Genomic DNA, 26,657 nt, shown 5'->3' on the forward strand with positions numbered 1-26,657 from the left:
GGGTGCGGCGATCAGGAGTTGACGCGACCGAGGTAGCTGCCGTCGCGCGAGTCGACCTTCAGCTTGTCCCCGGTGTTGATGAACAGCGGGACCGCGATCTCGGCGCCCGTCTCGAGCTTGGCCGGCTTCGTGCCGCCGGTGGAACGGTCACCCTGCAGGCCGGGATCGGTGTGCTCGACCACCAGCTCGACGGTGACGGGCAGCTCCACGAACAGCGGGACGCCCTCGTTCAGCGAGACCTGCACGGTCATGCTCTCCAGTAGGAACCGCGCGCCATCGCCGACGGTGTCCGGTGCGATCGAGAACTGTTCGTAGTCCTTGACATCCATGAAGACGTAGTCGGTGCCGTCGTTGTAGAGGTAGGTCATGTCGCGACGGTCGACAGTCGCGGTCTCCACCTTCACGCCCGCGTTGAAGGTCTTGTCGACGATCTTGCCCGACAGCACGTTCTTGATCTTGGTACGCACGAAGGCCGGGCCCTTGCCGGGCTTGACGTGCTGGAACTCCTGGATCTGCCAGAGCTGGTCGTCCATGCGCAGCACGAGGCCGTTCTTGAAATCGGCGGTGGTCGCCATGTGTGTTCTCTTCCCTCGGGTCCGGGTCGTCCGTCAGATGACGGTGAATGTCTTGTCGGTGGCGGTCAGCAGCTCCGGTGGGCCGTCGGTGACGACCAGGGTGTCTTCGATCCTGACGCCACCCCGGCCGGGGAGGTAGACGCCGGGTTCCACGGTCACCGCCGCGCCGCAAGGCAGTGTACCCGTCGCCAGTGCACCGATTCCGGGCGCTTCGTGGATCTCCAGTCCCACGCCGTGACCGAGGCCGTGGACGTAGTGCTCTCCGTGCCCCGCGGCGGCGATGACCGACCGGGCCGCGGCGTCCACTCCGCGCAGCTCGGCGCCCGGGTGCAGTGCCGCGCGTCCCGCGGCCTGCGCCGCCGCGACGAGGTCGTAGATCTCGCGTTGCCAGTCGGCCGCCCGGCCCAGGACGTAGGTACGCGTCATGTCCGAGTGATAACCCTCCACGACCGCACCGAAATCGATCTTCACCAGGTCACCGTCGGCCAGCACTGCGTCGGTCGGGCGGTGATGCGGCACCGCGGAGTTGGCGCCGGCCGCGACGATCGTCTCGAACGCCACGGCATCGGCGCCGAGCGCGAACATCTCCCACTCCAGGGCGCGGGCCACCTCACGCTCGGTGGCGCCGGGCCGGATCACGCCGCGCTCGACGAGGGTGGCCAACGCCGAGTCGCCGACCGCGCATGCCCGACGCAGTGCGTCGACCTCGCCGGCGTCCTTCACCAGGCGCAGCCCTTGGACGAGTCCCTGCAGCGGGACGAGTTCGGCGGCGGCGGAGTCCAGCTCACCCATCCGGTCCGCCAGGCCACGGTGCGCCGCGACGGTCACCGCGTCCGATTCGAAGCCGACGGCCCGTGCGCCCTTACCGGCTGCGTGCACGGCCAGCTCGGTCAGACAGTCCCGGGCGATCACCGCGTCGAGATCGCCGGCCTGCTCGGCCACCTGCGTGAGGTAGCGGCCGTCGGTGCAGATCCGATCGGCCGATGCGTCGTCGGACCAGATCAGGACCGCGCCGTTGGACCCGGTGAACCCGGTGAGGTAGCGGACGTTGATCAGGTCGCTGATGACGACGGCGTCGGCGACGGTCTCGCCACCAGCCTGTGCCAACGCCACCCGGACGCGGTCACGTCGGGAGCGGTAGTCGCTGGTCATGACATCGGAAGGCATGTGTCCACGCTACCGGCCGGTGCCCCGCAGCCGTCCACGCACAGCGCGGCGCCCCACTGAGCGGGGGATGTGTTTTGGAACACGTTCGCAGTTGCGTACCCTGTCCGCTATGTCCTCGTGGTTACTGCGCGGTCTTGCCATGACCGCAGTGCACGTCATCGCCCGCGTCCTTCTCGGTGTCGCCGTGGTCAACGCACCGCTGCACTCGACCGTGTGGAAGACGATCGCCATCGCCGCCGTCGTGCTGGTCGCGCTGATCTGGGGCGGGATCGACGGCACCGCCGACGCCCGCGCGAACCCCGATCCGGACGACTACGCGGATCTGACCGTGCGCTGGCTGCAGGCCGGCCTGCTCGCGGGTGTCCTCGCAGGCATCATCGGATGGGCCCTGGGCCGGTTCGTCTTCGCCGGGATCGGCGAGGCAAACCTGTTCGTCGAGCTCATCGCGGGCGGCTCGTTCACCGCACTGCTGATCTTCGCGCCCGCCTTCCTCGGTGCGGCCATCGGCCGCTGGCTCGTCCGGCGCGACCAGCGCAAGGCCGAGGCCGACGACGACTGGTCGGTGCATCCCGACCGGGACGGCGAACACGTCGCCGGTTGACCTTCCGCCGACAACATAGAACTCGCGCAGCGCAGGACTCGCGCAGCGCAGAACTCCCACCGCGCGGCCCTTCGGGGCTCGACGTCGATGGGAGTTCGTCTGTAGTTCGTGATGCTCGGTACGAGTGCGCTCAGAGCAGCACGCCACCGCCGGATGACGGTGCCGTACCCGCCACCGCCGAGTACGCGGCCGCGATGAGACCCGGATCCGGTCCTTCCAACCGCCCTGGGCGTGCGAGGCCGTCGAGTACGACGAACCGCAGCACGCCGGACCGGTTCTTCTTGTCGCCGGCCATCGTCTCCAGCAGATCGGGAAGCGCGTCGGGATCGTAGCTCGTCGGCAGCCCGACCAGGTCGAGAACCGTCCGATGGCGGTCGGCGGTCGAGTCGTCGAGGCGGCCGGCCAGACGGGCGAGTTCGGCGGCGAACACCAGACCCACCGACACCGCCGCTCCGTGACGCCAGCGGTACCGCTCACGCCGTTCGATCGCGTGCCCGAGCGTGTGACCGTAATTGAGGATCTCGCGCAGCGACGACTCCTTCAGGTCCGCGGACACGACATCGGCCTTCACCTGGACTGAACGTCGGATCAGTTCGGGCAGAACCGATCCCGCCGGATCGATCGCGGCGTCGGGATCGGCCTCGATGATGTCGAGGATGACCGGGTCGGCGATGAACCCGGTCTTGATGACCTCGGCCAGACCCGCGACGACCTCGTTGCGCGGGACGGTCTCCAAGGTGGCGGTGTCGATCAGGACGGCGTCGGGCTCATGGAAGGACCCGACCAGGTTCTTGCCCGCGTCGGTGTTGATCCCGGTCTTGCCGCCGACCGCGGCGTCGACCATCGCCAGCAATGTCGTCGGGATGTGGATCACGCCGATGCCGCGCATCCAGGTCGCCGCGACGAAGCCCGCCAGATCGGTCGCCGCCCCCCCGCCGAGACTGATCACCTTGTCGTTGCGCTTGAGCCCTATCCGCCCGAAGACGTCCCAGCAGAACGCCGCCACCGACAGGTCCTTACCCGCCTCGGCATCCGGGATCTCCACGCGATGCGCGTCGAATCCCCTGCCCACCAGATACTCCCGGATCTGTTCGGCGGTCTGGGCCAACGTCGGCTGGTACAGGATCGCGATGCGGTCGGCACCGGTCGCGGCCACCGCGACGTCGTCGAGCAGTCCGCGCCCGATGATGACGTCGTAGGGTGCCCCGGCGTTGACCGCGATGGCCACTGGCTCGGTCATGTGGTCGAAGCCCTTTCTGGTACCAGTGTTCGCGCCAACTCGGCGAGGATGGCGTCGGCGACGTCGCCCGGTGCGCCGGCTGCGGCATCGACGGCGAATGTGCCGGTGCGGGTGTAGGTCTCGTGACGCCCGTCGAGCAGTTCGCGATAGCGCCGCTGCGGGTCGTCGCCGGCGATGAGCGGTCGATCGCTGTCGCGGACCCGGGCGAAGCCGTCGTCGGCGGTCACCCGAAGATAGACGACGCGATGACCCTGCAGTCCGTCGGCGACAGCGGGGGTCATGACGGCGCCGCCGCCGAGCGCGACCACCCCACCGTGCGACCGCAACACATCCAGCACGACGTCGCGTTCGATCTCGCGGAATCGCGCCGGGCCCTCGGCGGTGAAGATCTCGGGGATCTCCCGCCCACTGATCCGCACGATCTCGGCGTCGGTGTCGACGAAGTCGACGCCGAGACGGTCGGCGAGAATGCGACCGACTGTCGACTTGCCCGCCCCCATGAACCCGATCAGGACCGCCACCGGCCGACGCTGCGGAGCCGCCGGGCTCATGAGCGCGGCGGACGGGAGTCGATGAGCTTCAGGTAGCCGGCGAGATTCTCCGCGGTCTCGGCCACCGAGTCGCCGCCGAACTTCTCCAGGGCCGCCTGCGCCAGGACCAGCGCGACCATCGCCTCGGCGACGACGCCGGCTGCGGGCACCGCACACACGTCGGAACGCTGGTGGATGGCGACGGCCTCGTCACCGGTCGACATGTCCACGGTCGACAACGCACGCGGCACCGTCGAGATCGGTTTCATCGCGACCCGAACCCGGACGTCCTCGCCGTTGGTCATGCCGCCCTCGAGCCCTCCGGCCCGGTTCGTCGACCGGAGCACCCCGTCAGGCCCGGGGATCATCTCGTCGTGCGCCTGGCTGCCGCGGCGGCGGGCGGTGGTGAAGCCGTCGCCGACCTCGACGCCCTTGATCGCCTGGATGCCCATCAAGGCACCGGCCAGTCTCGCGTCCAGACGGGTCTCGCCGCTGACGTGCGATCCGAGTCCAACGGGCACACCGGTCGCGACCACCTCGACGACACCACCGAGGGTGTCGCCGTCCTTCTTGGCCGCCTCGATCTCGGCGATCATCGACTTCTCGGCGTCGGCGTCGAACGCGCGCACGGGACTCTCGTCGATCGCCCCGAGATCGGTGACACGCGGTGCGGGACCGTCGTACGGTTCGCTGGCACCGATCGAGATGACGTGCGAGAGCACCTCGATCCCGAAGACCTGGCGCAGGAAGTTACGCGCGACCGTCGCGGCCGCGACCCGTGCGGCGGTCTCGCGGGCACTGGCACGCTCGAGGATCGGGCGGGCGTCGTCGAAGCCGTACTTGAGCATCCCGGAGTAGTCGGCGTGGCCCGGGCGCGGGCGGGTCAGCGGCGCGTTGCGTGCGCTGCCCTCCAGCTCGGCGGCGTCCACGGGGTCCGCCGACATCACCGTCTCCCACTTCGGCCATTCGGTGTTCCCGATCTCGACCGCGACGGGGCCACCCATCGTCCGGCCGTGCCGAAGGCCACCGACGAGGGTGATCTTGTCGGCCTCGAACTTCATCCGCGCGCCACGCCCGTAGCCGAGCCGGCGGCGGGCGAGCTGCTCGGCGATGTCGGACGAGGTGATCTCCACTCCGGCCACCATCCCCTCGACGATGGCGACCAGGGCCGGGCCATGGGATTCTCCGGCAGTTATCCAGCGCAACACAGTTCCCGATTGTTCCATGGCGCCTCACCATCCCGACCACCCCACCTGGTCGCGGCGCTCATGTCAGCAGCAGTGCACCGACCGTCGCACCGACCAGCGCGGGTCCGTGGGGCCGGGGACCGGGCACACCGGCACGCAGATGTCCGGCGAGTCCGACCACCGCGGCCACCAGGACCACCGCCGGCCCGATCGCGGGGTCCGCCACCAGTGCACCGACGGCGAACGCGAGTTTCACATCGCCACCACCGCATCGACCGGCCATCGAGGCGACGAGATAGGGCAGCACCGTCACGAGGGCGGAGATCAGGACCACCGGGTGATCGAGGCCGATGGCGACCGGCGCCACCACCCCCGGCCACACGATCGGGTTCGGGATGCGTCCCGTTCGCGCGTCGCCGAGCGCGATCACACCGGACCAGACCAGGACGAGCCACCATGCCATCCGTCGAGCCTGCCGGGCGCCGGCCCCGATGCCACCGGCCGTGGGTCGATCTGTGGATCAATCGGGTCCTGTGGACGACCAGGTCCCCGGGGGCGTCGGGGGTCAGGCGTGGTGCTGCAGTGCCGCCGCCATCGCCTCGCGCGGGGCGGGGCGGCCGGTGAATTGCTCCACCTGGCTGAACGCCTGGTTGAGGAGCATGACCAGACCGCCGACGATCCGGCCGCCCGCGGCGTCCACCGCGGCGGCCAGTGGGGTCGGCCACGGGTGATAGATCACGTCGACCACCGCCGGTGCCTGCGCCACCGACCCGACGATCGGCGTCACCGCGTCGGCCGGGACCGTCGACACCGCGACGGCGCTGACGCGGCACCGGTGGGCAAGCTCGGTGCCGTCCTCGAACGGCAGGACGATCGAGGACATGCCGAGGCGGCGGGCCACCTCGACGACGGGCACCGCGCGACCGGCGTCGCGGGCCACAACGGTCAGCTCCGTGATGCCGGCGTCGGCGAGCGCCGCGACCGTGGGCAGAGCGGTGCCCCCCGCGCCGACGACGACGGCGGACGGATTGTCGGCGGCGTCCGCGCCGACCTCACGCAATGCGCCCGCCATCCCGTCGATGTCGGTGCAGTCGGCGCGCCACCCGTCGTCGGTACGGACGAGGGTGTTGGCCGACCCGACGAGCTCGGCGCGGTCGGTGCGCACGTCGGCGAAGGCCAGGGCCGCCAGTTTGGCCGGCATCGTCACCGACAGTCCGACGTACTCGGGTCCCAGCCCGGACACGAGATCGGGCAGTTGCTCCGCCGTGCATTCGATGCGGTCGTAGGTCCAGCCGGTGAGACCGAGGGCCTGATAGGCGGCGCGGTGCAGATCGGGTGATCGGGAGTGGCCGACGGGTGATCCGAGCACGGCCGCGCGACGCGGCGACGACGACGACATGGTGTCAGCTACACCCGGTGGTCAGAAGCTTGTTCTGGCAAGCCTTCTCGCGATTCTGCTTGTGCTCGTCGAAAGTGTTCGCGAACAATGTCGTGCCGTTGCGGTCGATGGTGACGAAGTAGAGCCAGCGGCCGGGGGTCGGATGTTCGACCGCGGTGAGGGCCCGCTCCCCGACCGCACCGATGGGCGTCACCGGCAGCCCGGTGATCCGGTAGGTGTTCCACTTGTTGTCGGCCTTGTAGGCGTCGCCGTAGACATCGATGTTCGTGACGGTCGCGGTGTAGTTGGCGGTGGAGTCCATCTCGAGCCGCTGGCCGTCCCGCAGCCGGTTGAGGATCACCCTGGCCACCTTGGGGAAGTCCTCGGGGCTGGCCACCTCCCGCTCCACGACCGATGCGGCGACGAGGGTCTGATACGGCGAGAGTCCGGAGTCATGGGTCTCGAGCAGACCCCACTGCTCGAACCGCAGCGCGCTGGCGACGATGAGGTCGTGCAGGATCTGCGTCGGTGAGTGATCGGGGTCGATCGTCTCCCATGTCCCGGGAGCGATGAGACCATCGATGCGTCGATGGTCCCCCGCGAGCTGCTCGACCGTCGGCCGGGCCCATTCCGGGACACCGAGTTGGTCGGGGGTGGCGTCGGCGGCCGCCTTCTCGAGTTGGCCGACGTCGGCGCCGACGCGTTGTCCGTTGACCGTCACCGCGGTCGCGTTCGAGATCATCTGGAAGATGCCGGGCGTCGTCTTCCCGTCGACGCCCTCCTTGTTGTCGAGCTGCAACCCCTCGGGCACCACCATGCGTCCGACCCGGTACTCGTTGCCGTCGGTCATCATCTGGACCGCGGTGGCCGCCGGGATCTGGGTGCGGAGTTTGTAATATCCACCCGACATCGCCTGTCCGTCGGCGGCGTTGACGAACGCACGGACGCTGCCGACCACGTCGTTGTCCTCGAGGATGCGGCCGAAATCCATCAGCGTGGAGTTCTGCGGGATGTCGACGATGACGTCGGAAGTGCCGGCGGTGTTGGTGTAGTCCTTGCGGTTCTCGAACACCCCGAACGACCGTAGTCCGACGAAGCCGACGCCGACGACGAGCGCGAGCATGCAGACCAGGACCACCCCGAGCACCACCCGGCGCCTGGTGCGCCCGGGTGCCGCCCCGGTGTCCCCTCCGCGGGGGCGTACGGCGCCGCGGCGTCTGTCGCGCCCTGTGCGTTGTCGTCGGCGGCGTCGCGTGCCGTCGGCGGCGTCGTCGGCGCTGTCGAGGACTCCCCGATCGCCGAGTTCGAGCTCGCGGTGATCGAGATCGCGGTGATCGTCGAACTCAAGTTCGTCGAGCACTGAGGACCGCTCGGTCGCGACGACCTGCTCCGTCGGCACGGGGCTGTGCGCGGGGGTCTGCACGGGGCGCCGGCGCGCACGATGCGGGACGGCGCTGCGCAACGGATCGGCGTATTCGCCGGACGAGACCGCCAGCGGACGATCGCCGTCGACGCCGCCGGGCGGGATGCGTTTGGGGACAGCACGTTCCGGCTTCGGTCGGGTGTGCGGGACGGTCTCGGTCGGGTCCGCGTCGGGACGTCGCTGGGTCGGGCGGGGCGGCTCAGGAACGCGACCGCGGGCGTCGGGTTGTGCATCAGCGGGTTGTGCAACAGCGGGCTGTGCGCCAGACGGGGGCACGGTGTCCGGAGGCGTCATCGGGCGGGGAGCCCTCGGCTGGGGTCCCGTCGTCGGCGGCGGCGGAGGAACCGGGGTGCGCGCGGCACGGCGGGTGGGCTGCGACCCGTCGGCTCCTTCACGGCGCCGACGATGACGGGTGGACGGCTTCCCCTCCGCAGGCTGGGTGAAGTAGCGCAGCCGTTCGAGATCGAGCTGTTCGGTGGGCTGTTCGGAGAGATCGTGCCGCCGAGGTCGATGGCGTTCGTCGGTCACCGAGTGGTTCCTCTCAGGTTCCCGCGAGATTCGAGGGCGCGACAGACGTGGTTCGCGATCACGAATTGCGTTGTGATGTGGGGCCGGACGCGAGCAGAGTTCATCGTCGGGTGTCCAGCCACCCCTGCAGAATAGCGACCGCGGCCGCCTGATCAATCACGGCGCGCGACGACTTCGCCTTCACGCCGCTCGCCCGCAGCGCGTGGGTGGCTGTGACGGTGGTCAGACGCTCGTCGTGATACTCGACGCCCACGGGCGCGATCCGGGCGCCGAGGCGGTCGCCGAACTCACGGGCGAGTCCGGCGGCGGTACCGGTCTCGTTGCGCAGGGTCTTGGGCAATCCGACGATCACCTCGGTCACGTCGTACTCGTCGACGAGCGCGGCGATTCGCCGGATGTCGCCGTCACCGTTGGGTGTGCGCTGTACGGTCTCCACCGGGGTGGCGAGGATGCCGTCGGGATCACAGACCGCGACGCCGATGCGCACCGAACCGACGTCGATGCCGAGGCGCCGTCCCCGCGTCCAGGTCATCGATCCCGGACGAGGTCGCGGACACGGGTCATGGCGGACTCGATGCCGTCGGGATCGGATCCCGATCCCTGGGCGAGGTCGGGCTTGCCGCCGCCGCGTCCACCGACCAGGGGCGCGATCTCCTTGACGATGTCGCCGGCCTTCACCCCGTGCGAGCGAGCCGCATCGGTGGTGGCGATCACGAACGGCACCTTCGTGCCGTCACCGTCGGCGGAGAACAACGCGATCACGGCCTGGCGATCGGCCACCTTGCCGCGCAGATCGGTCGCGAGGCCGCGCAGGCCGTTGCCGTCGAGTCCGTCGGGCAGCCGGCCACCCACGACCAGGGTGTCCCCGGAGGTTGTCGCGGCGTCGATCAGTCCCCCGGCGGCCGAGCGCGCCGACTCGGCCCGCATCCGTTCGATCTCCTTCTCGGCGTCACGCAGACGGGTGACGAGTTGCTCGACCCGGCCGGGCACCTCCTCGGACGGCACCTTCAACGACGACGCGAGACCGGCGATGAGCGCCCGCTCCTTCGACAGGTAGCGGAACGAGTCCATGCCGACGTAGGCCTCCACCCGTCGGACCCCGGACCCGACCGACGACTCGCCGATCACGGTGACCGGGCCGATCTGCGCGGATGCCGCGACATGGGTGCCGCCGCAGAGCTCCATGGAGAACGGGCCGCCGATCTCGACGACGCGGACGACGTCGCCGTAGTTCTCGCCGAACAGGGCGACCGCGCCCATCTGCTTCGCCTCGGTCAGCCCGGTCTCGAAGGTGTTGACCGGATAGTTGGCCTCGACAGCCGCGTTGCTGATCTCCTCGATCTCGCGACGTTGGCTCTCCGACAACGGTTTTCCGGAATGGAAGTCGAACCGGAGATAGCCGGGACGGTTGAGTGAGCCGGCTTGGGTGGCGGTCGGGCCGAGTACCTGACGCAGCGCGGCGTGAACCATGTGGGTTCCCGAATGTCCTTGTGTGGCACCGTGTCGCCACGCCTGGTCGACGGCTGCGATGACCTCGTCGCCCTCGGCGATCTCCCCCTCGTCGACGGTCACCTTGTGCAGCCAGACCGACTTGCCCGCCTTCTGCACGTCGGTGACCCGCAGACGTACCCCGTCACCGGTGGTGATGGTCCCGACGTCGGCCATCTGGCCGCCGGATTCGGCGTAGAGGGGGCTGCGGTCGAGCACCACGACGAGCTCCTGGCCGGGCGCCGCGGTGCGCACCCGCGACCCGTCGGACACCAGACCGAGGACCCTCGCCTCGGAGACGAGTTCGTCGAATCCGGTGAACGTGGTCGGTCCCCGATCGAGGAACTCGCGGTACACCGACAGGTCGGCGTGACCGGTTTTGCGCGCCGTCGCATCAGCCTTCGCGCGTTGCTTCTGCTCGGCCATGAGGGCGGTGAAGCCCTGCTGATCGACCGAGAGACCGGCCTCGGCGGCCATCTCGAGGGTGAGGTCGATGGGGAAACCGTAGGTGTCGTGCAGGGTGAACGCCGCGTCCCCGCTGATCGTCGTGCGCTGCGCGGCCTTCGTCGCCGCGGCGGCATCGGCGAACAGGGTCGATCCCGCGGCCAGGGTCTTGCTGAACGAGGCCTCCTCGCCGACCGCGACATCCACGATGTGGGTGCGCTGCTCCGCCAGATTCGGATACGACGGGGACATGGTATCGACGACCAGATCGATGAAGTCGCCCATCGTCGGCTGATCCGCACCGACGGAACCAACCGCGCCCGCTTCACTCCCGGCGGTCAGCAGACGGACCGACCGCACGACCCGCCGGAGCAGCCGCCGCAACACATACCCGCGGCCGTCGTTGCCCGGGAGCACACCGTCACCGATCAGCAGCGTGGCAGTTCGGGCGTGGTCGGCGATCACCCGGAACCGGACGTCGTCGTCGTGGTTGCCGGCGCCGTAGGCCCGTCCGGTCAGGCGGGCGGCGAGATCGATGATGGGCTTGCAGAGGTCCGTCTCGTAGACGTTGTCGACGCCTTGCAGGATGCAGGCGACTCGTTCGATGCCCATGCCGGTGTCGATGTTCTTCTTCGGCAGCGGACCCAGGATCTCGTACCCGTCCTTGCCGCCACCGGGGCCACGCACGTTCTGCATGAACACGAGGTTCCAGATCTCGATGTAGCGGTCCTCGTCGGTCTCGGGGCCACCCTCGACCCCGTAGGCCGGTCCGCGGTCGTAGAAGATCTCCGAGCACGGGCCGCACGGGCCTGGCACGCCCATCGACCAGTAGTTGTCCTTGAGCCCGCGCCGTTGGATGCGTTCGGCGGGGACCCCGATCTCGTCGCGCCAGATGGCCTCGGCCTCGTCGTCGTCGAGGTAGACCGTCGGCCAGAGTTTGTCGGGGGCGATGCCGTATCCGCCGTCGTCGACGCTGTTGGTGAGCAGGGTCCACGCGAAGTTGATGGCCTCACGTTTGAAGTAGTCACCGAACGAGAAGTTGCCGGCCATCTGGAAGAAGGTGTTGTGCCGGGTGGTGATGCCGACCTCGTCGATGTCGAGGGTGCGCACGCACTTCTGCACGCTCGTGGCGCGGTCGAACGGCGGGGTCTGCTCGCCGAGGAAGTACGGCTTGAACGGCACCATCCCGGCGTTGACGAACAGCAGGTTCGGATCGTCGAGGATCAGCGAGGCGCTGGGGACCTCGGTGTGGCCCGCCTTGATGAAGTGATCCAGGAAGCGCTGCCGGATGTCATGCGTCTGCACTGAGTTCGTCCTCGGGGGTCGTGGTCGGCGGGCGGAGGTCGGGGCCGTCCGGGCTGGTCGACCTACCAGACTACCGTCGGCGGCCCCGCCCGGTGACACCACGCACGATGGATCGCAACCGCCCGAGGCGGGCACCGATCTCGCGTTCGTTCCCGTGATCGGTCGGGTGGTAGTAGTCGACACCCACGAGTTCGTCCGGTGCGTACTGCTGGGCGACGACACCGTCCGGGTCGTCGTGGGGGTAGCGGTACCCGATCCCGCTGCCGAGTCCCTTGGCCCCCGCATAGTGGCTGTCCCGCAGGTGGGACGGAACCGCACCCGATTTTCCCGCCTCCACATCGGCGAGGGCGGCGCCGATCGCGGACACGACCCCCGCCGACTTCGGTGCTGTCGCGAGGTGGATGGTGGCCTGCGTCAGCGCGAGTCTCGCCTCCGGCATGCCGACGAGGGCGACGACCTGTGCGGCGGCGACCGCGGTCTGCAGGGCCATCGGATCGGCCATCCCGATGTCCTCGCTGGCATGGATCATCAGTCGGCGCGCGATGAACCGGGGATCCTCCCCTGCGGCGATCATCCGTGCCAGGTAGTGCAGCGCGGCGTCGACGTCGGAACCACGGATGGACTTGATGAACGCGCTGGTGACGTCATAGTGCTGATCGCCGTCCCGGTCGTAGCGGACCGCCGCGCGATCGATCGCCGCCTCCACGTCGGCGACCTCCAGGACGGGTGTGGCCTCGCCCTCGTCCTCGACCTGCACGGCTGCGTCGGCGCTGGCCTCCAGCGCGGTCAGCGCTCGACGTGCGTCGCCCCCGGCGACGGCGACGAGGTGACCGAGCGCGTCCTCGCTGATCGCCACCCTCCCGTCGAGACCACGGGGGTCGGTGACCGCCCGCCGCAGCACCTCGCGGATGTCGTCGTCGGACAGCGAGCGCAGCTGCAGGACCAGCGAGCGGGACAGCAGCGGCGAGACCACCGAGAAGGACGGGTTCTCCGTGGTGGCCGCGACCAGCAGTACGATCCGGTTCTCGACGGCGTCCAGCAGCGCGTCCTGCTGGGTCTTCGAGAAGCGATGCACCTCGTCGATGAACAGGACGGTCTGCTGGCCGTCGATCAGTCGACGGCGCGCGACGTCGATGACGGCGCGCACCTCCTTGACGCCGGCCGACAGCGCCGAGAGCGCTTCGAAGCGACCGCCGGTGGCGCGCGAGATCAGCGCCGCCATCGTCGTCTTGCCGGTCCCGGGCGGACCGTACAACATCACCGAGGCGGCGCCCGAGCCGTTGATCAGGCGCCGCAGGGGCGAACCCTGGCCGAGCAGGTGTTGCTGTCCGACGATCTCGTCGAGCGATTGCGGTCGCATCCGCACCGCCAGCGGCGCGTTCGCCTGCGGAGGTGAGGTCAGTGCCCCGGCACCGGGTCCGGCGACCGGGCCGGCTGACGGTGGGTCGAAGAGCCCGTCCATGCCCGGCGCGGTCAGGTGAGCCAGGTCCGCTGCAGCGCGGTTCCGAGATGCGCGGCGAACTCGGCGATCGTCGACTCGCCTGCACGCGCGGCAGCGGCCGACAGATCTGCCCAGCGCGCCACCACGATGCGGGGGTCGTTGCTGTGCAGAGCCCAGTCGTGCGAGTAGCCGGATGGGCTGATGTGCGTCGCCTCGACGCCTGCGAGGCCGTCCTCGGGCGGCAGCATCCACATCGTCGACAGCCACGTCCACAGCAGCCGCGCGGTGGTGATCTTGCGCGAGCATTCGCCGTCGTGGCCGAGCGATGGCCAGATCGAGTACACCTCCGAGCGCCACGCGTCGACCATCGAGATCTCGAGGTCGGTGCGTTTGCCGACGTTCGACGGTGACAGCTGCGCGCCGCAGGTCACCACCGCGTAGGCGATGTCGAGGGTCGCGTCGCGGAAACCGCCCCACTCGTAGTCCATGAACTGGACACCCTCATCGTTCAGCAGGATGTTCTCGGGTCCGACGTCGGAGGGGCTGAAGGCGCGGTGATCGCCGTCGGCGAACAGGCTGCAGGCGCCGGTCAGGCGATCGCGGACCTCGTCGGGGAAGTCGACATCGAGTCGTGCGAGGAGTGCGGGCGCGTCGGCAGCGGCTCGAACCGCGGAGTCGCCCAGGACGTCCTCGTCCTCGGCCCCGGGGGCGCCGCGGCGAAGGATCGCCCGAAAGTCGATCTCACCACCGGCGGTGGCGGCGTGCATGCGGCCGAGCGCCTGACCCCACGCGCTCACCGCGTGCGAGGTCTCGACGGGATCGGTGCCCGACAGCAGGGACGACATCGACCGTCCGTGCCCCAGATCGGTGAGCACCAGCACCCGCACGTCGGGATCGGACGCGATCAGCTGAGGACCAGGCCGCGACTCGGTGGGGAGTGCGGTCGCGTACTTGTAGGACGCCAACTCCCGGTGGAACGCTCGCGGGTCCTCGTCGTCGGGCAGCGCCTTGATGACCAGGGTGCGATCCATCGACAGCGGATTGGCCATCACCCGCGCCCGCACCACCACGGTGCGGCCACTGCCACCGAGGTCTTCCGGGTCGGCGAGGGTGACGGGGGAACCGGCTCGATGCGAGAGAACCGCCTCGGCCGCGCGCACCACACCAGCGATGCGACTCTCAGTGATTACCGTCATGTCATCAACCAACCTACCCAATCGTCCGACAGACCGTCACGACTCTTCACTCATCTGCAACCCACTTACTACTGGCAAACACCGACAAACCTCAGATCTGAACTCGCACAACAGTGATCGCTCAGAGCACACGTGACCCGAACCGGGCGGCGGTGGTGTCGGTCGATCAAGCGACACGGACGCGATGGGGCGGAAGCCCCGTCCTCAGCCGGAGGTCTCCGTCGCAGCCGGCGGGCGCTCCCCCTCGTCCGGCCCCAGCGGGCTGACGTCGACGGAGACGTCGATCCGGCTCTTCTTCGACTCGGTGTAGATCACGCCTCGCAGCGGGGGCACGTCGTCGTAGTCGCGACCCCAGGCCACGGTGACGTGCCGTTCGTCGACCAGTTTGTCGTTGGTCGGGTCGAACGCGAGCCACCGGTCCCCCGGCAGCCAGACGGCGGCCCACGCGTGGCTGGCGTCGGCGCCGAAGATCCGCATGGTGCCCGGCGGCGGGTCGGTGGCCAGGTATCCGGACTCGTAGCGGGCGGCGAGGCCGACCGACCGGAGGCAGGCGATGGCGACGCGGGCGAAGTCCTGGCACACGCCCATCCGGCGCTCCATCACCGTGTCCACGCGGGTACTGATCGCCGTGGAGCCCGACTTGTAGGTGAAGTCCCGGAAGATTCGTGAGGTGAGATCGGTCACCGCCTCGATGAGCGGCCGACCGGGGGTGAAGACCTGGTTCGCGTAGTCGGCGACCGCCGGGGTGATCTCCGGCGGGTGGAGATCGAGCACGAACTCCGTGGCGCCGGCACCCGCGGTCCCCGCCGCGGCCGGACGCGCCTGCTCCCATGGTCCGAGCGCGGCGGGTGACAGCCGCAGTCCTGCGTCGGGCGGATCGACCTCCACGATCGAGGTGGCCGTCACCACGAGCGAGTCGTGGTTGGTGCGCACGTGGAAGTAGGAGTCGCTGTTCCCGTAGACGTCGACACCGGTCGACACGTCGTCGGGCTCGGGTTCGATGACCACCTCGGCCGACCGGACACGCTGCTGCGGGAGCTCACGAGGGGTCAGATAGCACCGCCCGTACGACGACGACACGACGTCGTCATAGGTGTAGCGGGTCCGGTGCATCACCCGATAGCGGCGGGTGTGAACCGGAACGTCGGTGGCGCCGGGACGATCGGTCACGTCGGTGTCCGGACCGGAGGACCCGGTCGTCGAGGAGGCGTCGGGAGTGGTCACGGCGTGTCCTCGCCTCCGCCGCCCCAGATCGGCTGGGCCTGGCGCGGTGGCGCGAACTTCGTCCGACCCAGGACGTCGGACAAGTCGCGCAGTCCGGTGCCGATGGTCGACATCAGGTCGGCGAGGTCGCTGCGACGACCGTCCGTGTCCGCGGTGGCGAGATCATCGGGATCGGATCGTCGGAGTTCGGCGATGAGATCCTCGACGATGCGTTCGGCCGCCGCCGAACGCAGTTCGTCGGGCAGCGCGGCGAGGTCTGCTCTCGTCAGGGTCAGCTGGTAGATCAACGACCGCGGGTTGGACTCGTCGAAGAACAGCAGGCCGGCAACGGTCCCGAACTGGTAGAGCCCTCGATTGCGCCTGCGGTAGATGACCGACGACTCGTTCGCGACGAGGTAGGACTCCAGCAGCGCCTGCTCGACCTCACGGTCGTGAGGGGCGACGAACAAGGCCCTCGTGAGGTCGGCGAGCGTCAGGGCCCGTTCGATACGGCGCCCGATGTCCATGAACAACCACCCGGCGTCGTGGACCATCGACTCCGCCTGCAGACCGGCGAGGGCAAGCACGCCGTGCAACACCTCGTCATGGGCGAGCCGCAGTTCCGATCCGGGATCGAGGCCGGTGTCGGTGGACCGGTCGTCGGAGGCGCGCTCGTCGGTCGTGTCGTCACCGGCGGCGAGACGGTCGGCACGCACCTGGGCGCCGAGGCGGTCGATGGCCCGCTCGACGGGGGTGAGCACCATCCATGTGCTCGTCGACATCTGGTCTCGGACCGCCCGCGCCGACGACACGAGCCGCTCGACGGAATGCGCGATGGTGCCGGGGACCGACCGCGCCACGGTCAGATCGGTGATCGTGGCGATCGCCTCGTCGACCCGGTCCGGGGTCGGTGCCGCCTCGGCGCCGTCCGCAAGCAGGGCAGCACTGTCGAGATAGCGGGCGGTCCCGGTGATGGTCGCGGTCGCGTGCAGGATCATCGGCACGGCGGCGGGGCCGCTCATCCACGGTCGGTACTGGACCTCCTGATAGCGCTCGCGGGCGACCTTGGCCAGCCGCGTCGTCGACTCGACGCGCTCCCCGTAACGTCCGAACCAGAACAGGTCCGACAGAACGCGCGGACTGGCCGCCGCGGCGATGTCGGAGTACCCGGTCCGTGCCGGACGCCCGGGTGCGGGTACCGCGAGGACGTCGTCGTCGGGAGCGGCGCGTGTCGTCGACTTGCGCGAGACATGCCCGCCGACGTCGGCGCTGGTCACCCACACGTCCTTGGCCGCCACGACATGCTGCGCCGATCCGGCCGGGCCGTCGGCGAGGACCGATCCGAGCCCACCCGGCAGGACGGCGTAGGTCGGTCCCTGCGCGACGCTGAAGGCGCGCACGCCGACGGGGGCCGCACGCACCACGGTGGCGGTGCCGACGCCGCCGGTCCCGTCGCGCCCCGGGATCATCGACGGCGCCATGGACGGGGGCTGCAGCGTGCGTGCGACCCACGGCCATGTCTGCGACACGATGCGATCACGCAGGCGGGCGCGGGTGGCGGAATCGGTCAGCGGCATCACATACTCGTCACCGCTCCGGATGTCGGTGATGACCAGATCGTCCAGATCGGCGAGGATCTTGCCACGCTGCAGATCGTCACCCGCCCACAGCGTCGGCACCGACGGCAGCGTCAACTCCTCGTCGAGCAGGACCGGCGCGAGCAGCTCGAGGACGGTGTGCAGCGCCGGGTTCTCCAGCACGCCGCTGCCCAGCGTGTTGACCACGGTCACGGTCCCGCGCGAGATCGCCTCGACGAGACCGGCCACGCCGAGCCGGGAGTCGGTGCGCAGGTCGAGCGGGTCCGCGTAGTCGGCGTCGATCCGACGCAGCAGCACGTCGACCCGTTTGAACTTGCCGAGCGACCGCATGTAGACGACGCCGTCGCGCACGGTGAGATCGGTGCCCTCGACCAGCGGGAGGCCGAGCACCGAGGCGAGGTAGGCCTGGTCGAACGCGGTCTCGGACATGCTGCCGGGACTCAGGACCGCCACCGTCGGATCGTCGACCCCCGGCGGCGCGTAGTCGAACAGTGCCAGGCGCAGCGTGCCGGCGAAGCTCGTCATCGCCCGCGGCGCACACCGTTGGAACAGTTGCGGGAACGTTCGGGACAGCAGGCGACGGTCGACGATCGCGAAGCCGATGCCCGACGGCGCCTGGGTCCGGTCCGCGTAGACCTCGAACCGGCCGTCCGGTGATCGGACGAGATCGAGCGCATGCAGGAACAGGCCGTGCGGGCCGGGCACCTCGAGCCGCGCCGCCTTGCGGATGTATCCCGGGTGGCCGAACACCATCTCGGGCGGGATCAGTCCGGAGGTGATGGTCTTCTGGTCGCGGTAGAGGTCGCGCAACAGCAGATCGAGCAGCATCGACCGTTGGGTGATGGCCTTCTCCAGCTCCGACCACTCGCTGCCGTCGATGATCAGCGGGACCGGGTCGATCTGCCAGTCCCGGGCGACGGTGGCGACGCCGTCGAACTGGTTGTAGACGACCCCCTCGTCGCTGACGGCGCCGGCCAGCCGCGCGGCGGCCGCACGCAGGCGAACCTCGCCCCGGGCGGCGTATCCGTCGACGAGATCGGTCCACGCGGTCCGCGTGCGGCCTGCACTGTCGAGCATCTCGTCGAAGGGGGCCGCCGACGACGACCCCGCGACGGGGGCCAGGCGGTCGATCTCGAAGAGTGCGGAGCCATCCGGCCGATACCGGTCGAAGACCTCGGGCAGAACACCGCCGATCGGGCTGCCCGACGAAACAGTCACCGGAGAACTGTACGTGCCCGACGCAGGTCGAGGATGGCCGGGACCCCGGAATCGGTGGCCAGCCGGGCGTGACGTTCACGCAGGAGGCCGACGTCGACGGCACCGGTGGTGTGCCCGGTCGACTCGAATCGTCCGTTGCGCCGGGACTCCGCCTCGACCGCGTTGACCGGCGGGCGATCGTAGGCCCGTCCGCCCGGGTGCACGACGTGATACGTCGCTCCGCCGACGGACCGTTCGCTGACGGTGTCGATGAGGTCGAACGTGAGCGGCGTGTCGATGGTGATCGTCGGGTGCAGGGCGCTCGGCGGCTGCCACGCCCGGAAGCGGATGCCCGCGACTCGCTCCCCGGTACGGCCCGTCGGCCGTAACGGGATCGGGAAACCGTTGCAGGTCAACAGGAATCGATCATCCTCACCGCCGAGAACGCGCACCTGCACCCGCTCGACGGACGAATCCACGTACCGGGCCGTGCCGGTCCCGGTCGACTCCTCCCCGAGGGTGTTCCACGGCTCGATCGCACCCCGCAGTTCGACCTCGTGATCGCGGATCTGGACCGTACCGAGCCGAGGAAAGCGGAATTCGGTGAACGGGTCCAGCCATGCTGTGTCGAACGGGTAACCCGCCTCGCGCAGTTCTTCGGCGACGAGTGCTATGTCGGCGATGAGGTGATGCGGCAGCAAGTACTTGCCGTGCAGGTCGGCGCCGTGCCGGATCAACCGGCCACGGTAAGGCTGCTCCCAGAACCAGGAAACGAGCGACCGCACCAGCAACGACTGCACCATGGCCATCTGGTGGTGCGGCGGCATCTCGAACGCCCGCAGCTCCAACAGGCCGAGGCGGCCTCGCGACGAGTCCGGACTGTAGAGCTTGTCGATGCAGAACTCGGCGCGGTGGGTGTTCCCGGTGATGTCGGTCAGCAGGTGTCGCAGCGCCCGGTCGGTCACCCACGGGTTCGGTGGAGCGTCGGCCGTCACACCGCCGGCCGCCTTGACCGCGAGGCGGTCGATCTCGGCGAAGGCGATCTCCAGCTCGTACAACGACGACTCGCGGCCCTCGTCCACGCGGGGGGCCTGCGAGGTCGTCCCGACGAAACGGCCGGAGAACAGATAGGACAGCGATGGGTGGCGCTGCCAGTAGGTCAGCATCGACACGAGCAGGTCCGGCCGACGCAGCATCGGCGAGTCGGCCGGAGTACGTCCGCCGAGGGTGATGTGGTTGCCGCCACCGGTGCCGCCATGGCTTCCGTCCAGGTCGAACGTCTCCGTGCCGAGCCGTGCACGACGGGCGTGCTCGTAGAGCGATTCGAGAAGGTCGGACTGCTCACCGAAACTGTGCGTCGGCTGGATGTTCACCTCGATCACACCGGGATCCGGTGTCACAGTGAGTGTGGTGAGGCGTCCGTCCGCGGGTGGTCCGTAGCCCTCGACGACGATCGGCGTGTCGATCGCCGCGGCCGCCTCCTCCAGCATCTCGACGATCGCGAGGAACTCCTCCAGCGCGGCGGTCGGCGGGAGGAACGCGTGCAGGACATCGTTGCGCACCTCGGCGACGATGGCGGTCCGCGGCACGAACGCGGACGGGTCCACCTCTGTCACCGTCCACCCGAGCGCCTCCGCCGGATCGTCGGGCAGGGCGTCGGGGCGCACGGACGGGTCGACCTCGAAGACGGTCGGCGCCTGCCCCCAGGACAGCGAGTTCAGCGGCAGTCGGAGTCCCGCCGGCGAGGTGCCCGGGGTCAGCACGAGCCGGCCGCGGCGGGTCGTCCAGCGTGCGGACTGCCACGCCGAATCGTCGTCGCTGCGGCTGAGCGGCAGGACGAAGGCGGTCGGCCCGGCCACCGAGCCGTCGAGTCGCCGCAACAGTGCCTGGCGGGCAGCGGTGGAGTCGTCGGCGGGTTCGAGGTCCTCCTCGAGTTCTTCGGCCTCAGCGGCCGCCTCGGCCAGTTGCGTCGCGCGCATCGTGCGTAGGGTGGGGTCGTCGGCCGGATCCCCCGGCGGCAGGGTGGACAGCTCGCGCATCCGTACCAACGGGTCCTCGAACGCGGGCATCACCTGCGACAGCGGGAGTCCGAGGCGGGACGCGAACGCGATCAGCAGTTTCTCCGCGACGCCGGAGGACACCGATGCGTCGGACGCCCCGCCGTGCGTCTCGGTCTGGATGCTCGCCTCGGCGGCCGCACGATCCGACCAGGGATCGGCGAGCAATTCCGGCCGGCGCCAGATCGCCAGGCCGTCCGCACGCCACATCAGCGCGATCTGCCAGCGCGGCAACGGTTCCCCGGGATACCACTTGCCCTGGCTGCGTTGCACGAGCCCGGCCGGCGCGTACGCCGCCTGCAGGCGGCCCGCGAGGTCGGAGGCCAATTGCCGCTTGTGCGCGCCGTCGGCGGCGGTGGTCCATTCGGGATCGGTCTGGTTGTCGATCGAGACGAATGTCGGTTCGCCACCCATCGTCAGCCGGACGTCATTGCGTTCCATCGTCGCGTCGAGGTCGGCACCAAGTTCCTGCACGCGCTCCCACTGTGACGGGGTGTACGGCAGCGTCACCCGCGGGTCCTCGTGGAACCGGGTCACCGTGTTGGAGAAGTCGAGTGTGGCGTGACACGGTCCGGTCGCTCCGGTGATCGGTGCGGCACCACCGGGATTGGGGGTCGCGGCCAGCGGGATGTGTCCCTCGCCGGCGAACAGGCCGGAGGTCGGATCCATACCGACCCACCCTGCACCGGGCAGGTACACCTCGGTCCACGCGTGCAGGTCGGTGAAATCGGCGTCGGGGCCGGACGGGCCGTCGATCGACTTGACGTCGGAGGTCAGCTGGACCAGGTAGCCGGAGACGAACCGCGCGGCAAGGCCGAGCTCCCGCAGGATGGCGACGAGCAGCCAGGCGGAGTCGCGACAGGATCCGATCCCGCTGGCAAGGGTGTGCTCGGGGGTCTGCACTCCGGCCTCGAGACGCACGGTGTAGCCGACGGCCTGCTGCACGGCACGGTTCAGCGCGACCAGGAAATCGATGATCCGCACATGTCCGGTGGGCCGGTGCTCGGCGGCGAACTCGGCGATCGCGGGGTGTACCGGTGCGCCCGCGAACTCACCCTCGGTGACCCCGACCGGGCGCAGGAAGATCTCGAGGTCGTCGGACAGCTCCTCGGGATAGTCGAAGCCGTAGTCCTCGGCCCAGTCCTCGATGAAGAAATCGAACGGGTTGATCGCGGTGAGGTCGGCGATGAGGCTGACGGTGACCGACAGGGTCGACGACGGTTCTCCGAAGACCAGACGCGCCATGTAGTTGCTGAAGGCGTCCTGTTGCCAGTTCAGGAAGTGGTCCGCCGGTTCGACTTTCAGCGAATACGCCTCGATCGGTGTCCGTGAGTGCGGCGCCGGGCGCAGCCGCACCACGTGCGGGAAGATCTTGACCGGGCGATCGAATGCGTAGCTCGTGCGATGCTCGAGGGCCACCTTGATCGTCATGGTCAGAAATCACATCACAGATGCCGACCCGGTGCCGGATATGCGGGCCGGATCACCGACCCGCACACCGGCGTCACGCTGACGTGGGTCAGGCCTCGGCATCGGCCGGCTCGGCATCGCCGGCGCCCGGACGGTGGCGCGGCACCGGCTTCGCGTCGATCCCGGACTCCGCGCGCTGTTGCGGGGTGATCGGCGCGGGAGCGTCGGTCAACGGGTCGACACCGCCACCCGACTTCGGGAACGCGATCACCTCGCGGATCGAGCTCTCCCCGGCCAGCAGTGCGGTGATCCGATCCCACCCGAACGCGATACCGCCGTGCGGGGGCGCTCCGTAGGCGAAGGCGTCGAGCAGGAAGCCGAACTTCTCCTGGGCCTCGTCGTGGCCGATGCCCATGATCTCGAAGACCCGCTCCTGCACATCGCGCTGGTGGATACGGATCGAGCCGCCGCCGATCTCGTTGCCGTTGCACACGATGTCGTAGGCATAGGCGAGTGCGGCACCGGGATCGGTGTCGAGGGTGGCCAGCGATTCCGGCTTCGGAGCGGTGAACGCATGGTGCACCGCGGTCCAGGCCCCGGACCCGACGGCGATGTCGCCGGAGGCCGTGGCGTCGTCGGCCGGCTCGAACAGGGGCGCGTCCACGACCCAGGTGAATGCCCAGGCGTCGTCGTTGATCAGACCGAGGCGAGACGCGATCTCGCCCCGGGCGGCGCCGAGCAGTGCGCGCTGCGCCTTGACCGGTCCGGCCGCGAAGAAGACACAGTCGCCGGGTGCGGCATCCACGTGTGCGACCAGTCCGGCGCGCTCCGCGTCGGACAGGTTCTTGGCGACGGGACCGCCGAGTTCCCCGTCCTCGCCGACGAGGACATAGGCGAGCCCCTTGGCGCCACGCTGCTTGGCCCACTCCTGCCAGGCATCGAGCTGGCGTCGGGGCTGAGAGGCCCCGCCCGGCATGACGACGGCGCCCACGTACGGCGCCTGGAAGACCCGGAAGGGGGTGTCGGCGAAGAAGTCGGTGCACTCCACGAGCTCGAGACCGAAACGCAGATCCGGTTTGTCGCTGCCGAAGCGCCGCATCGCGTCGGCGTAGGTGATGCGCGGGATCGGTGTCGTGATCTCGACCCCGATCAGCTTCCACAGTGCGACCAGGATCTCCTCGGCGAGCGCGATGACGTCGTCCTGGTCGACGAAGCTCATCTCGAGGTCCAGCTGGGTGAACTCAGGCTGGCGGTCCGCGCGGAAGTCCTCGTCGCGATAGCACCGGGCGATCTGGTAGTACCGTTCCATCCCGGCCACCATGAGCAGCTGTTTGAACAGCTGCGGGCTCTGCGGCAACGCATAGAAGGTGCCCGGCTGCAGACGCGCCGGCACCAGGAAGTCGCGAGCGCCTTCCGGGGTCGAGCGGGTTAGCGTCGGGGTCTCGATCTCGACGAAGTCGTGATCGGCGAGCACACCGCGGGCTGCCGCGTTCACCTTCGACCGCAGGCGGAGTGCGTGCGCGGGCTTGTCGCGACGCAGGTCGAGGTAGCGATGGCGCAGGCGCGCCTCCTCACCCGGCGCGTCGTCCAGCTGGAACGGAAGCGGTGCCGACGCGTTCAGCACCTCGAGTGACGTGGCGTTGATCTCGATGGCCCCGGACGGGAGGTTCGGGTTCTCGCTGCCCTCTGGACGCACCTCGACGACACCGGTCACCGCCACGCAGAACTCGGCGCGCAGGCGATGGGCGGCCTCGGCGACCGACTCGTCACGGAAGACGACCTGGACCAGGCCCGAGCTGTCCCGCAGATCGATGAAGACCACGCCCCCGTGATCACGACGACGGGCAACCCAGCCGGCGACGGTGACGGTCTGCGAAGCGTCGGCGCTGCGAAGCGAGCCGGCCAGATGCGTGCGGAGCACTCAAAGTCCTTCCAAGGGGGTACGAGATGGATCTCGGGTCATCCTACTTTCGCACCGTTGACCTGCCCGCACCCGGCCGTCCCACGGTCCTGCGCGACGCGCGGCGGGTTCCGACACGCCCTGGTGTGCCATCGATCACCTCACCACGACACCGGCGGCGAATATGCTCGATCCTGCCGTCCCGGACGTCTCCCGCCCGGGAGCCGGACGCGGTGCCCGCCGGACCGAGGAGCTCACATGACATTTCAGGGTGGTGGCCCACTCGACACCGGCAACGTGTCGGGCGGCGGTGGTGGCGGTGGCGTGGGACGGATCGCGCTCGGCGGCGGCGCCGGACTCGTGATCACGCTCATCGCATTGTTCTTCGGTATCGACCCCGGATCGATCACCGGTGGCGCGGGTACCGGGACGTCGCCGAACAGCCAGAACTCGTCGGAAATCGATGCGCAGATCCGCTCGTGCACCATCGAGAAGGCCAACACCGACGACATCTGCCGGATCGTCGCGACCACGAACAGCCTCGACCAGGTCTGGTCGGAGCAGATGCGCGGGTACACCCCGCCGGACACGAAGATCTTCTCCGGGTCGGTGAACACGGGGTGCGGTGCGGCGACGTCGGCGACCGGGCCGTTCTACTGCCCGGCCGACAGCACGGCGTACTTCGATCCGACGTTCTTCGCCCAGCTGAAACAAATGGGCGGCAGCGATGGTCCGCTCGCCCAGGAGTACGTCGTCGCCCACGAGTACGGCCATCACGTGCAGAACCTGACCGGCGCCCTCCAGAAGGGCAACCGGATGGGTTCACAGGGCCCGCTGTCCGGTTCGGTTCGTGTAGAACTCCAGGCCGACTGTCTCGCCGGCGTCTGGGCGTATCACGCGGACAAGGGCCCCGATGCGATGCTCGAACCGCTGACCCAGGACCAGATCGCCACCGTCGTGCAGACCGCGAAGGCGATCGGGGACGACACGATCCAGGGCGCCAACTCGAACCCGGAGGGCTGGACGCACGGTTCGGCACAGCAGCGTGTCCGGTGGTTCGGTATCGGGTACAAGTCCGGCGATCCGCGCCAGTGCGACACCTTCGCCACCAACGATCTGTGACCTCAGCGTCGCCGGGCACACCCCGTGCCCCGTCCACCGTCGATCGGCTCGCGGAGCGTCATCTCGCCGATCAGGCGCGGCTGGACCCGTTCTTCGCGACCGAGATCGGTGTGCCCGGCCACGACGACCGCCTCACCGACTTCTCCCCCGGCGCCTGCACCGCACGTGCCGCTGCTGCTCGGGCCGCCGTCGGATCGCTCGCGTCGGCGCCGGTCGCCGACGACGTCGACCGGGTCACCGTGGCGACGATGACCGCGTCGCTGCACCGCGAGATCGCGCTGGCCGATGCGGGCGAGCGGGTCGGCGACTGCAACGTCATCGCCTCACCGCTGCAAGCTCTGCGCGACGTGTTCGACCTGATGCCCACCGGCACCGCGGAGGCCCGGGAGGTCTTCCTGGCCCGCCTGTCCGGCATTCCCGCGTGCGTCGACGGCATCATCGACGGGCTCCGGTATCGGATCGCGCACGGACCGCCGCAATCTCGGCGGCAGGCCGCACTCGTCGCCGAGCAGTCCGACGCGGCGGTCGCTGGGATCGCCGCCGGCACCGGAGCACTCGCCGCCGACGCCCGCCTCGCCGACGCGACGACCCGGGCGCTCGACCGTGCGGGATCGGCATTCGCCACGCTGGCGGCGGTGCTGCGGAACGAGGTCGCGCCGGCCGCGATCACCGACGACGCGGTGGGACGCGAGCGTTATCTCCGGTTTCTGCCCGCGTACCTCGGCGCCGACGTCGACCCGGACGAGGCCTACGCGTGGGGCCTGGATCACCTCGCCGCCATCGTCGACGAACAGTCCGTGCTGGCCGCCGAGATCGTCCCCGGCGGCGGGGTGCGCGAAGCGATATCACATCTGAACACGTTGCCGCAGTATGCAATTCATGATCGACATGCGTTCATCGAGTGGATGCAGGACCTGTCCGACCGCGCCGTGGACGGTCTGGCCGGGATTCAGGTCGATCTGCCGCCCCGACTGACGAGACTCGAATGTCGGCTCGCCCCGTCGCAGACGGGGATCATCTACTACACCCAGCCGAGCGCGGACCTGACCCGACCCGGCCGCATGTGGTGGTCGGTCCCACCCGCGCAGACCGTGTTCCACACGTGGCAGGAGACCACCACGGTCTTCCACGAGGGCGTGCCGGGCCATCATCTGCAGCTCGGCTCGGCTATCGTCTCCGACGACCTCAACGCGTGGCGCAAGCTCGCGTCGTTCACATCCGGGCACGGCGAGGGCTGGGCCCTGTATGCGGAGAGACTGATGGGCGAGCTGGGCTGGCTCGACGATCCCGGCGACCGGATGGGCATGCTCGACTCGCAGCGACTGCGGGCGGCGCGGGTCGTCGTCGACATCGGTGTGCACTGTCGCCTGCCCGTACCCGCCGCGCTCGGCGGCGGGATCTGGGACGCCGACAAGGCGTGGCGCTTCCTCACGGGATCGGTCGCGATGGATCACGCCGTGCTGCGCTTCGAACTCCATCGCTACCTGGGATGGCCCGGTCAGGCACCGTCGTACGCACTGGGACAACGGGTCTGGGAACAGACCCGCGCGGCGGCGCTGCGTTCACACCCTGACTGGTCCCTGCGCGACTTCCACACCCGAGCCCTGGCGTTCGGAGGGGTGTCGCTGGATGTGCTGGCCGACGAGCTGACGGCCGGTTAGGTCAGC

19 protein-coding genes are annotated in these 26,657 nt (G+C 69.5%); 3 read left to right on the top strand and 16 right to left on the bottom strand.

Annotation, left to right across the window (positions count from 1 at the left end; genetic code table 11):
* Positions 1–11: 11 nt before the first annotated feature.
* Both efp and QSJ19_RS18410 read right to left on the bottom strand, forming a co-directional pair.
* Positions 12–575, bottom strand: a complete 564-nt coding sequence (gene efp / locus QSJ19_RS18405) for an elongation factor P (protein WP_286322416.1) — start codon at positions 573–575, stop codon at positions 12–14.
* Positions 576–608: 33 nt separating this feature from the next.
* A complete protein-coding gene (locus tag QSJ19_RS18410) occupies positions 609–1,742 on the bottom strand; it encodes a M24 family metallopeptidase (protein ID WP_286322418.1) in 1,134 nt (377 codons plus the stop codon).
* A gap of 109 nt (positions 1,743–1,851) precedes the next feature.
* Between QSJ19_RS18410 and QSJ19_RS18415 the strand changes: the two genes are divergently transcribed.
* Positions 1,852–2,343, top strand: coding sequence for a B-4DMT family transporter (locus QSJ19_RS18415; RefSeq protein WP_286322419.1), 492 nt, complete (start codon positions 1,852–1,854; stop codon positions 2,341–2,343).
* Between the two features lie 130 nt (positions 2,344–2,473).
* Here the strand turns inward: QSJ19_RS18415 and aroB are convergent, their stop codons facing one another.
* The 14 genes from aroB to aspS all read right to left on the bottom strand — a co-directional run bounded on the left by aroB (position 2,474) and on the right by aspS (position 23,889).
* Positions 2,474–3,583, bottom strand: coding sequence for a 3-dehydroquinate synthase (gene aroB, locus QSJ19_RS18420; protein ID WP_286322420.1), 1,110 nt, complete (start codon positions 3,581–3,583; stop codon positions 2,474–2,476).
* Positions 3,580–4,134: a shikimate kinase gene (locus tag QSJ19_RS18425; protein ID WP_286322421.1), complete on the bottom strand. Its 555-nt coding sequence runs from the start codon at positions 4,132–4,134 to the stop codon at positions 3,580–3,582. Before QSJ19_RS18425 ends, aroB begins: the two co-directional genes overlap by 4 nt.
* The gene (gene aroC / locus QSJ19_RS18430; RefSeq protein ID WP_286322422.1) at positions 4,131–5,339 is read right to left on the bottom strand and encodes a chorismate synthase; all 1,209 of its coding nucleotides are present in this window, start codon (positions 5,337–5,339) and stop codon (positions 4,131–4,133) included. Before aroC ends, QSJ19_RS18425 begins: the two co-directional genes overlap by 4 nt.
* Before the next feature lie 40 nt (positions 5,340–5,379).
* On the bottom strand, positions 5,380–5,763 hold the full coding sequence (locus QSJ19_RS18435) for a prepilin peptidase (protein ID WP_286322423.1): 384 nt from the start codon (positions 5,761–5,763) through the stop codon (positions 5,380–5,382).
* A 102-nt stretch (positions 5,764–5,865) separates the two neighbouring features.
* Positions 5,866–6,699 (bottom strand): shikimate dehydrogenase, encoded by an 834-nt coding sequence (locus QSJ19_RS18440; protein ID WP_286322424.1) that lies wholly within the window; start codon positions 6,697–6,699, stop codon positions 5,866–5,868.
* Between the two features lie 4 nt (positions 6,700–6,703).
* On the bottom strand, positions 6,704–8,629 hold the full coding sequence (mltG, locus tag QSJ19_RS18445) for an endolytic transglycosylase MltG (RefSeq protein WP_286322426.1): 1,926 nt from the start codon (positions 8,627–8,629) through the stop codon (positions 6,704–6,706).
* A gap of 100 nt (positions 8,630–8,729) precedes the next feature.
* Positions 8,730–9,161, bottom strand: a complete 432-nt coding sequence (ruvX, locus tag QSJ19_RS18450; protein ID WP_286322427.1) for a Holliday junction resolvase RuvX — start codon at positions 9,159–9,161, stop codon at positions 8,730–8,732.
* Entirely contained in the window at positions 9,158–11,866 is a 2,709-nt protein-coding gene (alaS, locus tag QSJ19_RS18455; RefSeq protein WP_286322428.1) for an alanine--tRNA ligase, read from the bottom strand. The genes ruvX and alaS overlap by 4 nt, the downstream gene beginning before the upstream one ends.
* Before the next feature lie 70 nt (positions 11,867–11,936).
* Complete coding sequence (locus tag QSJ19_RS18460; protein WP_286322429.1) at positions 11,937–13,328, bottom strand: replication-associated recombination protein A; 1,392 nt, start codon at positions 13,326–13,328, stop codon at positions 11,937–11,939.
* Between the two features lie 11 nt (positions 13,329–13,339).
* Entirely contained in the window at positions 13,340–14,503 is a 1,164-nt protein-coding gene (locus QSJ19_RS18465; RefSeq protein ID WP_286322431.1) for a phosphotransferase, read from the bottom strand.
* 204 nt (positions 14,504–14,707) lie between these two features.
* Positions 14,708–15,616 (bottom strand): transglutaminase family protein, encoded by a 909-nt coding sequence (locus QSJ19_RS18470; RefSeq protein WP_286322482.1) that lies wholly within the window; start codon positions 15,614–15,616, stop codon positions 14,708–14,710.
* A gap of 107 nt (positions 15,617–15,723) precedes the next feature.
* Positions 15,724–18,522 (bottom strand): circularly permuted type 2 ATP-grasp protein, encoded by a 2,799-nt coding sequence (locus QSJ19_RS18475; RefSeq protein WP_286322432.1) that lies wholly within the window; start codon positions 18,520–18,522, stop codon positions 15,724–15,726.
* Positions 18,519–21,989: a transglutaminase family protein gene (locus QSJ19_RS18480; protein WP_286322433.1), complete on the bottom strand. Its 3,471-nt coding sequence runs from the start codon at positions 21,987–21,989 to the stop codon at positions 18,519–18,521. Before QSJ19_RS18480 ends, QSJ19_RS18475 begins: the two co-directional genes overlap by 4 nt.
* Positions 21,990–22,077: 88 nt before the next feature.
* Entirely contained in the window at positions 22,078–23,889 is a 1,812-nt protein-coding gene (gene aspS, locus QSJ19_RS18485; protein ID WP_286322434.1) for an aspartate--tRNA ligase, read from the bottom strand.
* Positions 23,890–24,126: 237 nt separating this feature from the next.
* On the opposite strand from aspS, the gene ypfJ reads away from it, so the two are divergent.
* Both ypfJ and QSJ19_RS18495 read left to right on the top strand, forming a co-directional pair.
* Positions 24,127–24,990 (top strand): KPN_02809 family neutral zinc metallopeptidase, encoded by an 864-nt coding sequence (gene ypfJ / locus QSJ19_RS18490; protein WP_286322435.1) that lies wholly within the window; start codon positions 24,127–24,129, stop codon positions 24,988–24,990.
* Positions 24,987–26,651: a DUF885 domain-containing protein gene (locus QSJ19_RS18495; protein ID WP_286322436.1), complete on the top strand. Its 1,665-nt coding sequence runs from the start codon at positions 24,987–24,989 to the stop codon at positions 26,649–26,651. The genes ypfJ and QSJ19_RS18495 overlap by 4 nt, the downstream gene beginning before the upstream one ends.
* Positions 26,652–26,657: the final 6 nt, after the last annotated feature.

Origin of the sequence: Gordonia sp. ABSL11-1, assembly GCF_030315685.1 — a bacterium.
Lineage (GTDB): Bacteria > Actinomycetota > Actinomycetes > Mycobacteriales > Mycobacteriaceae > Gordonia.

Bases quoted from the DNA above. Each gene is read 5' to 3' on its own strand.
- QSJ19_RS18410 (WP_286322418.1), bottom strand. From the start codon at position 1,742: ATGCCTTCCGATGTCATGACCAGCGACTACCGCTCCCGACGTGACCGC.
- aroB (WP_286322420.1), bottom strand. From the start codon at position 3,583: ATGACCGAGCCAGTGGCCATCGCGGTCAACGCCGGGGCACCCTACGAC.
- QSJ19_RS18470 (WP_286322482.1), bottom strand. From the start codon at position 15,616: ATGCACCGGACCCGCTACACCTATGACGACGTCGTGTCGTCGTCGTAC.
- QSJ19_RS18435 (WP_286322423.1), bottom strand. From the start codon at position 5,763: ATGGCATGGTGGCTCGTCCTGGTCTGGTCCGGTGTGATCGCGCTCGGC.
- QSJ19_RS18465 (WP_286322431.1), bottom strand. From the start codon at position 14,503: ATGACGGTAATCACTGAGAGTCGCATCGCTGGTGTGGTGCGCGCGGCC.
- QSJ19_RS18440 (WP_286322424.1), bottom strand. From the start codon at position 6,699: ATGTCGTCGTCGTCGCCGCGTCGCGCGGCCGTGCTCGGATCACCCGTC.
- ypfJ (WP_286322435.1), top strand. From the start codon at position 24,127: ATGACATTTCAGGGTGGTGGCCCACTCGACACCGGCAACGTGTCGGGC.
- QSJ19_RS18480 (WP_286322433.1), bottom strand. From the start codon at position 21,989: ATGACGATCAAGGTGGCCCTCGAGCATCGCACGAGCTACGCATTCGAT.
- aroC (WP_286322422.1), bottom strand. From the start codon at position 5,339: ATGGAACAATCGGGAACTGTGTTGCGCTGGATAACTGCCGGAGAATCC.
- QSJ19_RS18425 (WP_286322421.1), bottom strand. From the start codon at position 4,134: ATGAGCCCGGCGGCTCCGCAGCGTCGGCCGGTGGCGGTCCTGATCGGG.
- QSJ19_RS18460 (WP_286322429.1), bottom strand. From the start codon at position 13,328: ATGGACGGGCTCTTCGACCCACCGTCAGCCGGCCCGGTCGCCGGACCC.
- QSJ19_RS18415 (WP_286322419.1), top strand. From the start codon at position 1,852: ATGTCCTCGTGGTTACTGCGCGGTCTTGCCATGACCGCAGTGCACGTC.
- efp (WP_286322416.1), bottom strand. From the start codon at position 575: ATGGCGACCACCGCCGATTTCAAGAACGGCCTCGTGCTGCGCATGGAC.
- ruvX (WP_286322427.1), bottom strand. From the start codon at position 9,161: ATGACCTGGACGCGGGGACGGCGCCTCGGCATCGACGTCGGTTCGGTG.